Source organism: Pseudofrankia sp. EUN1h (genome assembly GCF_001854645.1).
GTDB classification, from domain to species: domain Bacteria; phylum Actinomycetota; class Actinomycetes; order Frankiales; family Frankiaceae; genus Pseudofrankia; species Pseudofrankia saprophytica.
The window spans coordinates 179654-191786 of record NZ_MBLN01000064.1; the positions used below are offsets into that span (position 1 = coordinate 179654).

Sequence of the window (12133 nt, forward strand, 5' to 3'; positions counted from 1 at the left end):
GCTAGGATCAGATACGGCCGATAACACAGTTGGAGCGGGTGCAGGGGTGGGGGAAACCGCGCCAGCCGGCGGTTTGGAGGAGGGTGGTGATTTCGGCGGCTAGGTCGCAGGGGTGGTCGTGGACGGTGGCGAAGCTGTAGCGCAGGGGGTGGTGGCCGGCGAGGACAGCGGCGTTGTCGATGCGCTGGTCTCGGGTGCGGGCTTGGGGCGGGTGGGCTAGTAGGCCATCGAGTTCGACTCGAACGCCGTAGTCGCGGTAGAAGACGTCGTCGCGCCAGGAACCGCCATGGCGTGGCCGGATGACCTGGCGTTCGCCCCTGGGCAGGCCGTGGGCTCGTTCGACGTTGCGAAGGTAGGCGAGTTCGAGGACGGAGTGGCAGCCCTCGGCCACGTCCCGGAGCCCGCCGGTCAGGGCCTTGYGCCACCGGAGCCGGGGCCGGGCGTCCAGGGCGGATTCCAGTCGCTTCACCGTCGTCATCCGCGCGCCGACCGCCCTTGCCAGCCAGCTGATGGCCTCGTCGAGATTACGGGAGCACTGGGCTAGGTCGATGACTGTCTCCTCGACCCGGGTCTGAGGCGGTGTTCTAACGGGGTGGCGGATGAGCTCGGCGTGGATCGTGCGGTGAAAGCGGACGCCCGGGACCGGGGCTGGAGTGCGCGGGTACGGCACGGTGATGTGGATGGTCGGGCTCGGGCATTCCAGCAGGCCGGCCAGCTCCGCCGCAGTGTGATGACTGAGCATCGCCCCTGGCCCGGCCCGCAGCAGCACCGCCCACAGCTGCGCCTCTCGCGGCAGCGGCCCGCTGAACGTGGCGTAGACGCCGGGAAAGACGCGAACCCAGCGCCTGGCGGCGATATTGGCTTCGATCTGCCCGTCAGTGATCCCGCATCCCAGTGCCTGGTCCCGCCTGACCACCCCGTGCTGCTCCCGCACCGCATCCAACACGCCTCAAGAATGCCTCCCCAAAGCCCTCGCTGGATCTTCTCACGCGACCTGTGGATACCCAGGCACCTGTGGAGAACCCACCCCTCCATGATCTGGTGGGATTTTCGGAGTGATAGCGCCGAAAATCCCACCAGATCATGGAGGGACCCGTCGATTTCGGGGGCGATGATGTCCTCGGAGCCAAGGCAGTCCTGATCGGCAGGGATCAGCCGCCTCGCCCTCGCGGCCCGCCCCGGCCCGGCCCACGCCGTATCCAGGAAGCACCCCAATCCAGCCCTTGCGCCTCTCCCCCGGAAGACGGCCGCGCCAAGACAGGCCCCGCACAAAAACCCCGACCGGAGACAAGCGCGAACCCCATGATCTGGTGCGATCCTCGGAGTCATAGCGCCGAAAATCCCACCAGATCATGGTGAGCTCAGATCATGATGAGCCGCCTCGCCCGATGCGATCCTGCTCGCCGGTTTTCGCCGACCACCTTCAACCAGCGAGCTGGAGGAGCGTGGCGGCGCCCTGGGTGATGAGGTAGCCGCGGCCGGCGGGAGCGGGGAAGAACTGGTCGGGTTCGAGGCGGAGGCCGTGGTCGCGGGCGGTGTGAGGGCTGGTGGGGGTCAGCAGGAGGATGCCGCCGCTGGTCTTGATCTCGTTCGCGACCTTGAGCAGGGAGCGGCGCTGGCCGTTGAAGACGGGGGTCGCGTCGCCGCAGAGGACGAGGGCCAGACGGCCGCGGGCGGCGGGGCTCGCGGCCTCCTCCAGCAGCGTTGGGGCCTCCGCGAAGTTCACCACGCTGGCGGAGACGGCGATCTGGTCGCAGTCGTCGACGATGACCGCGAACCGGCCGTCGCCGAACGCCTCGGCGGCTTCGCGCAGGTCGGCATCCTTGAGGGTGCTGCCGGTGACGACCCGCACGCCCTCGTCGCCGTCACCAGCGCCGTCGCCGTCGCCTGCGGCGTCACCAGCGACGGCGGCGTCACCAGCGCCTGCGGCGTCACCAACGCCAGCGCCAGCGCGGAGCCCGAGACCGAGGAGTCGGGGCAGCTCGGAGCGGGGCGGTACGACGAGGAGCACGCCGACGCCGGCGTGACGCAGCCCGCGGGCGATGGTCGCGGCCGCCGTGGTCCGCCCGGAGCCAGCCGGGCCGGAGACGATCAGCCCCTGTGGGCCGGCGCCGAACAGGTCGAGGCCGATGGCCGTGGCGTCGCGGCCGCCTACGCCGAGCGGCAGCCAGGTCGCGGACGGGCGCGGGTCGGGCGGCGCCAGCTCGTCGACGGTCACGGCGGTCGGCAGCGACGGGAACGGCCGCGGCAGCCGATCCGCGCCGACGGCGGCGTTGGTTACGGCGGCGTCGGTGCCAGCGTCGACGTCGACGTCGACGCTGGTGACGGCGGCGCCCGGCCGGGAGGCGACGAGGCGCGCGAGCTCGATCGCGGTGAGGTGGTGGCGGGCGACCTGCAGGTGGGTCCCGGACGAGGCTTCGACGGCCCGACCGGGTAGTTCGGGCGGGCTGGCGACGCCGGACGGATAGTGCATGCGGCGCAGCTCCTCCTTGCCGAACGGGAGGAGGACGCGGCGGGTGAACAGGTTCGCGGTCCTGCTGGCGGCCAGATCCTGCCCGCCGATGGCCACGACGTGCACGCCGACCGGCGGGCCGGTGGCGATCACGTCGCGCAGCAGGGTGAGCATCGACGTCTCGACGAACGTCGGGTCGGACCGATTCTCGAAATAGTCCCAGCCGTCGACGATCAACAGGATCCGGGGACCGCCGTGACGACCAGATCCGCCGGCACCGAGGCGGGCGGTCTGGCGGGTGGTGACCTCGTCGGCGAGCCAGGTGAGCAGCCGGCGGATCCGGTCGGGCTCTCGGGCCGAGATGACGGCGCCGCAGTGCGGCAGTTCCGCGTAGTCGGCGAGCCCGGCCGGCTGGTGTTCGATGACGTAGAACTGCGCCGAGTCGGGCCGGAAGCGCAAGGCGAGGCCGGCGATGAGGGTCCTGGCGAGCGTGGTGCGGCCGGTCTGCGGGCCGCCGGCGACGAGCAGCCGGTCGGTGCCGTCCAGGTCGAGGACAGCCGGCGGCTGGGCCTGCGCCGCCGGCTCGTCGAGGAGCCCGAACGGGATCTCGCCGGAGGTCGGAGTCGTCGTCGCCATCGCCGCCAGGTCACCCGCGGTGAGCTCCGCGGGCAGCGGTGGCCGCAGCGGTCGGAACGGCCGGAACGGCGCGGGCCCGCTGACGAGCGCCGCCGCCTGCTCGATCGCGCGGATCGTGAGCGTCTGGTCGGTGGCCGCGCCGCCGTGGTCGACCTTCTCCTCGGGCCGGGGCGTGCCGAGCGTGACCCAGCCGACCGTGCGGACCCGGGCGGGACGGGCACCACCCATCGGCGGCGGATCGCCGAGGTAGCCGGACTGGAACAGCCGCGGGGTGCGGGTCTCGTCCTTGGTGCGGAGGATCATGCCCCGCCCACGCAGCCGGCCGGGGATCGCCGCCGCGTCCGGCACGCCCAGCACCTCGACGCTGTCGGCCGGCTCGTTCTGCCGCAGCGTGATCCGCAGGTCGATGTTGTTCTTCAGCTCGGCCGAGAGCTTCCCCTGCAGCGATTGGGTGGCGAGCACCAGGTGCATCCCGAGCGAGCGGCCCTTGGCGGCGACGTTCACCAGCTCCTTGAGGAAGTCCGGCGACGTCTCCAGCACCCGAGCGAACTCGTCGAAAATCATCACCAGCCGCGGCAGCGCCGGCGCCGGCGCGGCACCGTCGCCACGACCACCGGCACCGCCGGCGCCGGTGCCGGTGCCGGCGGTACCGCCGGTGCCGGTTCCACCGTGGGCGCGCAGCTCGCGCCAGTACTCGTCGATCTCGCCGCCGTAGTGGGCGAGCAGCCGTTCCCTGCGGCTGACCTCGGCGCGTACCGAGGCGAGCACCCGCCTCGCCGCCGCCTCGTCGAACACGTCGGCGGCGGTCTGTCCGGTCGAGCGGATCAGCGCGACCACGTGCGGGCAGTGCTCGAACGGCAGGAACGCGCTGCCGCCCTTGAAGTCGACGAGCACCAGGTTCAGCTCGTCCGGCGAGTTCGCCAGCAGCAGCGACGTGACGAGCGTCTGCAGCAGGATGCTCTTTCCCGCGCCGGTGGCCCCGCCGAGCATGGTGTGCGGGCCCTGCGCGGCCAGGTCCACGGTCACCGGCCCGTCGGCGTCGGCACCGAGCGGAACCCTCGTCGTCGGACCCGGCGAGGCCGACCACAGGTCGGCGACGTCGCGCGCGTCCGGCTGCCCGATCCCGAGCAGGTCGAGGAATCGGACCGGGTAGGGGATGCTCGCCTGCACGCTGCCCAGCGTGAGCCGGTCGCGCAGCGGGGCGACGGCACGTGCCAGCGCCTCGGCCTCAGCCGTGGTGAGGCCCTCGGCGCGCCCGACCCGCTCGCCGTCCCGGCCGGTCACCCGGATCATGAGCTTGTCGTCGACGACGCACTGGACGCGGCACTCGGCCATGTCGTGGCGATCGACGGCGATGACGTAGACGCCGGCCTCCGGGCCGTCGCGCAGCACGGCCCGCATCCCGGCCAGCTCGCGCAGCGGCAGCGCGCCGTCGAGCAGGACGACGACGTCCTCGGCGAACCGGACCTGGCTGTGCCCGCGCCGCTCGGCGGTGCGCAGGGCGATCAGCTCCCGCAGCTCCCTGGTCCGCTCGGCGCGGGTGGTCGCGGTGTTACCGACCCAGCAGGGGATGTCATTCGCCTCGCCGGCCCAGGTGTGCGGCAGCCAGGTCGCCCAGTACGGGTCGCCGTCGTCGGACGAGGTGAGCAGCACGAGGCGCAGGTCGTCGGGGCCGCGCAGCACGCCGACCTGGGCGAGCAGGAAGCGGGCGAGCGCGCGTGACGGCTCCTCGGGCCCGGCGATGCCGAGCACCCCGGCGGCGCGCAGGTCGACGGTGAGCGGGACGGACCGCAGCCGCGGCTCGGGGAAACCCTCCCAGCGCTCGCCGCGCAGGTCCAGCGTCGGCGGCGCGTCCGTGAGGCCGAGACGCAGCACCAACGCGTCCGGGGAGTCGGCGGTGCGGGGCCACACCTTGCGGCTGGCGCCGGTCGCGGCCATCGTCAGCTCGAGCTGGTCCGGCGCCCGCCGGCGGCGGACCCGCTCCTCGGCGTCCAGCCGCCGCGCGATCTCGGACAGCGCCGCCGCCCGGGCCCGCTCGCGCTGGTCGTGCTCGGCGCGCCGCGCCCGACGCTCCCCCGTCTGGCTCCCGACGATCGTCAGCGGCCCGAGCAGGCACATCAGCAGGATCAGCAGCCGGCCGAGGACGAGGGCGAGCACCACGCCCATCACGACGGGCAGCAGCGCGGACAGCCAGACGCCGGCCCGGGAGGTGGCGGGCCGCGCGTGCGCCATCGGCAGGGTGACCTCGCCGCGGCTGACCGCCGGTGGTGCGTCGAAGGCCCGGTCGAAGTCAAGCCGGCCGTCGTCGCCGGGCCTGGTGACCAGCGGAGCGGCCGGCAGCGGCACCCATTCGATCCGGTCCGAGCCGACCTCCAGCAGCGCGCCCGGCGACAGCTCGACAGGTTCGACAGGTGCGGCGGAGGCGGCGGGCTCGGCGGGGGCGGTGAGCTGGACGCCGTCGAGGAAGGTCCCGTTGTGGGAGCCGGCGTCACCGGCAAGAGCCCGGCCGTCGACGTCGATCTCCAGCACGGCGTGCTGGCGGGAGGCCTCCTCGCAGTGCAGCACCAGGTCGGCATCMGCTGACCGGCCGACGAAACGCCGCCCCGGGGCGAGCCAGGCGACCAGCCCCGCGTCCCGCCCGTCGACGACGCGCAGCGCGCCGACGATCCCGCGCGGCAGCGACCGCGGGGTGGCGCCTGGCGCCCCGATGGTGATGATGGAGCCCTGCACCAGGGGGCTCTCCCCCACCGTCGCCGCCGGGTCGAGCCAGTCGTCGCCGACGTAGCAGAGCCGGCCGGCGGCGGGCAGTGGCAGCGCGTCCAGCACGGACCCGACGGTCGTGTCCGGCTCGGCGGACACCTCGACGTCCCGGCTCGCGCCCGTGGCGGCGTTCCGCGCGGTCAACCTGATGATCATGATCGACCCGCCCCGGACCCGGCGCCCACGGGCCGCGGCACACCGCGCCCGACCGACAGAACCTGCCGCACCCCAGCCACTCTCATGATTCCCCCGTACCGGGACAGAGTAGCCGGCCACCCGGCACGTTCCCGCCACGCGAATCTGGACGGGCCCCGGGCTTGCCGCGGGGCCCGTCCAGATGTGCTGGCGCGCTAGGCGCGTGTCACCCGGTGACGCGAGAGGCGGACGACCGGGATGACGATCAGCAGCACGCCGCCGACGAGGGCCGCCCCGCCGACGGACAGGGCGATCGCCGACCAGGTGCCGAGGTCGGGGATCGTCGCGCCGAGGTCGGTGCGGACGGCGACGCCGGCGGAGCCGTTCTCGTTCGCCAGCACCAGCGTCCAGTCGCCACCCCGGGCGTCCCAGGTCAGCGTCTGGCTACCGGTGCCGGACACGGAGGCGACCCAGATGTCGGTGCTCGCCGGCGGCCTTGCGAGCGGGCCGCCGGCGTGGTCACGCCAGGTCCCCGACCCGTCGGGCCGCACGACGCTGTAGGCCACCTGGTCGAGGTAGGCCGTCACGTCGTCGGTGCGGGCGATGCCGACGAACACCGGCTTCGCCGGGTCGTTCGACGCCGCCCGGACGCGGACGGTGCCGAGCACGTCGGCCCAGCCCGCCCGGACATCCGCCGGGCCGAGATCGACCTTCTCGCTGGTCAGCGCGTAGCCCGGGGTCTGCAGGGACCGCGTCGAGGTGGTGACGTAACCGTCGTCACGCACCGCGTGGTCGACATACAGCCCAGTGCTGCCCGCGGCCAGCAGGCCGAGCGAGGCGAGCCCCAGGACCGCGCCGACCACGACCGTGACGATCCGGCCCGCGGTCCAGCCCGGTATCCGCGCCCCCGGCGCGTCCGGCCGGGGTTCCAGTGCGGTGCCGCCACTCGTGCCCACGCCCGTGGCGCCATCCGTGGCGGACGCCGTGGCCGGGGGCGTGGGGGTGCCGCCGCCCGCCGGGCCTGCCCAGGGGCCCACCTGGCCCGTTCCGGCTTCGGTGTGGGTGGACAGATCGGGGTAGGCGTGGCCGGTCGCGTCACCCTCTGCCGGGCCCGACGGCGGGGACGTGTGCGTGCCGGACGGCTCCGGGCCCCCCTGATCGAGGCGGAACGGTGGGTAGGTGTCGGTCATCAGGGCCGCGTAGGCGGCGACGCGCAGCACCCAGCGGTCCAGTCCGATGACCAGGTCGTAGAGGTGGCGCGGGTACCGGCCACTGAACAGCAGCACGACCGCCGCGACCACGACCAGGATCGGGATCAGGCCCCAGAAGGACCCGCCGTTGTTGACGCTGCCCCTGTTCCAACCGAGCAGCAGCCCGAGCACCAGGTAGTGCGGTATGGCGAGCAGCCACCACTTGACCAGGACGAGGCCGCGGGAGAGGCGCTCGGGGTAGGTGATCTCGAGATGCGCCGGGTAGTCCGGCACGTCGTCGAGCGTGAACGGCGGGTAGCGGTCCGTGGCGAGCCCGCCGTAGGCGTAGTACTGCACCCGCCAGGTCCAGCGCAGTACCCCGACGTTGAAGTCGAAGATCGGGCGCGGGTAGCGGCCGGTGAACAGGATCGCGAAGAAGGTGACCACGGTGAGAACCGCGAACGCCACCCACAGGAAGAACAGAACGATGAAGTGCGGGATGACGAGCACCCACTTCACGAGCCAGAGCCAGCGCGACAGGCGCGGGTCCGGGCCGGGCGCCGCGTCCACCCGGACCGGCTGCGCCGGCGGCGGGGGTGCCGCGRGTTGGGCGAACTGGTAGGGGTGATCAGTGCTGGCGGGCATCGTTTACCACCTCTTCGATGCGCCGAGGATGCCTCCTCTCCAAAGGTTCCCGACACCGGCTCGCGTACCAAGGTCCCTACAGCTTTCCCGCGGCAGTCCTTCGTCTACGAGCGGCGTCCCGGCTGCCCGGTTGGAGGGGCCGAAGGGCAGGTTTCGGCCTCGGCAGCGGTCTCCGTCGGATCTCAGTCGGATCTCAGTCGTCGAGGGGGTCGGTCTCCGCGGCGGCGGCGACCGCACCCGCGGCGCGCGCACCGGCGTCGGCCGGGCTGTGGTTCAGGCGGATCATGTCGACGACCTCGGCGACGGGACCGACGACGAGCAGTTCGTCGCCGGGCCGCAGCCGGGTGTGCCGACCGGGACGGAAGTTCGGGCGCGCCCGGTCGCCCGCCGAGCCGTTGTGGCTCGGCTCGACGGGCCGCGGGCCGGTCATCCCGCGGGAGCCGTCGGCGGCGGAGCGGACGGCCGGCKGGGTGGTGACGGCGAGGACCCGGGCGCCGGTGGCGAGCTCGGCGAGTGTCGGGCCGGCGAGGGCGGCGCCGGCGCGGACGATCATCCGGGCAACGAGGAACGGGGTGCGCTCGACGTAGAAGGTGCTGAGGACGTCGTAGCCAAGCGCCGCGCCGACGAAGTACGGCGACGCGAGCGCCGCCGCGCTGCGCACGGTGTGGATGTTGAAGCGGCGCTCCACCTCGTCGGTCATCGTCGAGTCCGCGATCCGCAGCACGACCCGCAGCCCGGCCTCGTCCGCCGGCTCCGGCTCCCGCGGCGCCCGGCCGTAGGCTCGCCCGCCCGCCCCGGCGGAGCGCCGGGCCCGGTCGTCGCGCTCCTGGACGAGCTCCTCGTAGGCGTCCCGCGCCGACAGGACGGTCTCCAGGTTCGCGACGCCGTCGCTGGTGAGGGCCGCGAGCGCGGTCGCGTGCGCCAGGCCGGCCTGCAGCAGGGTCGCGCGCACCGTCGCGTCGCCGACCACGACCGGGACGCCGCGCTCGCGCGCCACGGGCAGGAACCGGTTGTTCTCGTCGCGCTCGATCACCACCACCCGCCGGCCGGCGCGCAGCAGGCCTTCCATCGTCGCCGTGCCGACCTTGCCCAGCCCGCACAGCACGACATGCCCGCGCACCGCCCCGGCCCGGCCCCGGCCGAGGGCCCGCTCGAGCCGGCGGCTGATGATGATGTTGGTGATGAAGGCGTAGATCACCGCGATCGACAAGGCGCCGAGGAGCATCAGGAGGACGCCGAATACCTGCAGCCAGTGGTCGGCGGAGCCGAAGTTGTAGTCGCCGTAGCCGACCGTTGCCATCGTCTCGACCGTCAGGTAGAGCGCGTCGAGGGCGTCGAAGTCGGACGGCGCTGCCGGGTTGTGGTCGGTGTAGGACAGCGTCAGCACGGTCGTGCTCACGATCATGATGGTGAGCACCGCGCCGAGCGCCCAGCGGAACGGCCGGTCGAACTCGCCGCGCACGGTCGCCGCCAGCGCCCGCGCCCGGTCGACCAACCGGCGGTGCCGGCCTCCGCCGTCCTGGCGCCCGTGATCCGCGCCGCCCCGGCTCCCACCGCCGCCGGCGGGGTCACCCGTCGCGGTCGCGGCGGCGAGCGCGGCGAAGGTCCGGGCTTCGTCCAGCCGGGCGGCGGTCATCCCGCGGGCGTCGAACTCGGCGAGTCGGCCGAGCACCGTCAGCCGGTCTCCCGGGAAGAGCGGGATGTCGCGCGGTGGGCACAGCACGGCCGCGCGCTCGCCGGGCCGGCGCAGCGAGACCGGAGTGAGGTCACCGTAGCGGGCGCGGAACGCGTCGGCCTCGTCGACGGTCGCCTCCGCGACGACGAACACCTCCGAGGCCTCGGCGAGGTCGGACGCGTCGTGGTCGGCGCCGGAGCGGAAGCCGGCCCCGGCTTCCGCCTCGGCTTCGGCTTCGGCTTCGGCTTCGGCTTCGGCCCCACCGTCGGTCTCGTCCAGCTGGTGCCGGGCGTGCATCGTGAAGGCGTGCACGACGTCGGAGCGCACGCAGGCCTCGGCGAAGCTGGGCCCGACCCGGGCAGCCATGTTGATCACACGTGCGCTCGGGATCGCGGCGGCGACCTGGTCGCCGAGCTGGGCGTTGCCGATGTTCACCACGAGGCGGGTCGTCGGCGCCACGTCGGCCGCGGCGAGCGCGGTCTGCAGGTTCTCCAGGTCGATGTCGTGGCAGGCGGCGACAGCGAGCGCCGTGTCGATGTCCGCCTCGCGCAGCGCCTCGGCGCTGTGCGCGCTCTCCGGCACCACCCGCACGCCCCGGCGTTCCAGCCGGCGGCGCAGGGCCGGCGCGCCCTGGTCGTCCACGACGACGACCGCAACCCCCGACGCCACCAGCTGCTCGGCGACCCGCACCCCGAGGGTGCTCAGCCCGCAGACGATGACGTGCCCCGACACGCTGGCCATGCCGTCGCCTCCTCCCCCGCAGGAAGCGAACCATGCTTCGCACCGCCGGGACGAGGCGCCCAGGCGATGGCACCGGGACAGGGTCGGTCGGCAACGCCGACGTAATGGGTGAGCAACGCCGCGCCCACCGGATCAACAGCTACGAAAGACTGAAATAGCTCCGCCGTGGGGCGCCCGAGGGGCGCGAACAACAGTCCCACGAGCGACGGCGGGCGCGGCGGCCTGGCCGGGCGAAAAGTCAGGATGCGTTACGCCGCAGCCCCTATGCTCCAGGTGTCAGATCTTGACGTTCCAAAATCCTCCCGTCCGTCCGGCCTGTGAGGTTGTCGTGTCAGGAAGGCGTGGCCTGGCCGCCCTGCCGCTCTCGATCGCGGCGGCTTCCGCCCTGCTCCTGGCCGGGCTGGCCGGATGCTCCGGTGACGGCGTGCCTTCGCCCGCGCCGTCCGCGTCGGCCTCGCCCACCCCGCTCGCCCCCAAGACGCCGCCGCCGCTGACCCCGATCTCCCGTGCCGACCTCCAGAAGGCGCTGTCCGACGTCGACGCGGCGCTCGGGCCCGGGTTCGGCGCCGTCGGCGGTGCGCAGACGCCGTCCGACCTGTCGGGTGCGCTTGGGGCGGTCGCGCTCAACCTGGACCTGCAGGCTGACGTCCTCGACAAGCTCCGGCCCCCGCTGCCCTCCGCCACGGCGACCCGGCAGCTCGCGGCCGCGCTGCGCTCGCTGTCCAACGACCTGACGGCGGTGGCGACGGATGCCACCAACCAGAAGGTCTGCACGGGCGCGTCCGGCCTGCCCCACGTGGCCAACAGCCCGGGCGCCGACGCGTTCCGCCTGGCCTTCCTGACCCTGAACACGGCCAACCCCGGTCATCCGTACACGTTCGGCACGTTCCTGCCGGCCGCCGGCCCGGACCCGAACCGGCGTCCCGGCTCCGGCCCGCTGCCCGGCGGCCGGCGTGGCGGCTACGGGAAGCTGACCGTCGAGAACCAGGGCACCGTGGACACGGTCGTCAAGCTCATGGCGGGTGGCGACCTCATCCGCTCCATCTACGTGCAGGCCGGCGGGAAGGTGACCGTCGACGCGATCCCGAACGGCACCTACGACGCCTTCTACACCAGCGGCTCCGACTGGGACGACGGCGGCCGCCGCTTCACCCGCGACTGCGAGTTCGACAAGTTCGACGACCCGCTCCCGTACTCGACCACGACGACGAGCACGGCGATCGAGTACAGCGTCTGGACGCTGACGTTGCACACCGCGTCGTCCCTCGGGGGCGGTGCCAGTACCAGCCCCGTCGAGCCGGGCGCCTTCCCCGGCTCCTGACTGCTCCACCTGCTCCACGGAAACCGGAGCTCAGGAGCACAGGAGCCTTCGTGCCGGCCCGCCGTCCCGGGTTTCCGGAGCCGCCCAGTGGGGAGAGGAAGCGCGCGGCCGTCGTCCGGCCGTGAACATGTTGCCCCTGACCCGGACCCGATCAGGCGAGTGATCGCGTGACTGCTTCCCAACGCGACGAGAGCCGGTTCGGCGCCGGTCGTAGCACCACCGCCCCACGCGGCGGTCTCGCTTCGATTCTCCGCTCGGCCCTCGATCAGTTCGCGCAGCTCACCGGCCAGCAGCCGGAACGAGTGAGCGGCGTACGCGCCGTCGAGGACGGCTGGTCCGTCCTGGCCGACGTCGTCGAGCTCGAACGGATCCCCAGCACGACCAGTGTGCTGGCCACCTACCGGATGGACGTCGACGAGGACGGCAGCCTGCTCGGCTACGAACGGCTGCGCAGGTTCGTCCGCGGCGCGACTGACCCGCTCTGACCCGGTTACCCGCTCTGACCCGGTTGCCAGTTCTGACCCGGCTACCAGCTCCACCCGGCGAGCCGCACCATGCCCCGCCCGTCCCGTCCCGCC

General features: G+C 73.3%; 6 protein-coding genes. 2 read left to right on the forward strand and 4 right to left on the reverse strand.

The features are described 5' to 3' along the window. Nucleotides 1-7 precede the first annotated feature (7 nt). The 4 genes from BCD49_RS24355 to BCD49_RS24370 all read right to left on the reverse strand — a co-directional run bounded on the left by BCD49_RS24355 (nt 8) and on the right by BCD49_RS24370 (nt 10234). Nucleotides 8-916 (reverse strand): hypothetical protein, encoded by a 909-nt coding sequence (locus tag BCD49_RS24355; RefSeq protein ID WP_158072965.1) that lies wholly within the window; start codon nt 914-916, stop codon nt 8-10. A gap of 507 nt (nt 917-1423) precedes the next feature. Continuing rightward, on the reverse strand, nt 1424-6004 hold the full coding sequence (locus tag BCD49_RS24360; RefSeq protein WP_007506965.1) for an FtsK/SpoIIIE domain-containing protein: 4581 nt from the start codon (nt 6002-6004) through the stop codon (nt 1424-1426). 194 nt (nt 6005-6198) lie between these two features. Then, nucleotides 6199-7818: a DUF4389 domain-containing protein gene (locus tag BCD49_RS42460; protein WP_071041949.1), complete on the reverse strand. Its 1620-nt coding sequence runs from the start codon at nt 7816-7818 to the stop codon at nt 6199-6201. Nucleotides 7819-8011: 193 nt separating this feature from the next. After that, nucleotides 8012-10234 carry a potassium channel family protein gene (locus BCD49_RS24370; RefSeq protein WP_071041950.1) on the reverse strand — a complete coding sequence of 741 codons (2223 nt, stop codon included), beginning with the start codon at nt 10232-10234 and terminating at the stop codon, nt 8012-8014. Between the two features lie 328 nt (nt 10235-10562). Between BCD49_RS24370 and BCD49_RS24375 the strand changes: the two genes are divergently transcribed. Beyond that, complete coding sequence (locus BCD49_RS24375) at nt 10563-11555, forward strand: hypothetical protein (protein ID WP_007506970.1); 993 nt, start codon at nt 10563-10565, stop codon at nt 11553-11555. A 167-nt stretch (nt 11556-11722) separates the two neighbouring features. After that, nucleotides 11723-12040 (forward strand): gas vesicle protein GvpO, encoded by a 318-nt coding sequence (locus BCD49_RS24380; protein WP_007506972.1) that lies wholly within the window; start codon nt 11723-11725, stop codon nt 12038-12040. Nucleotides 12041-12133 lie beyond the last annotated feature (93 nt).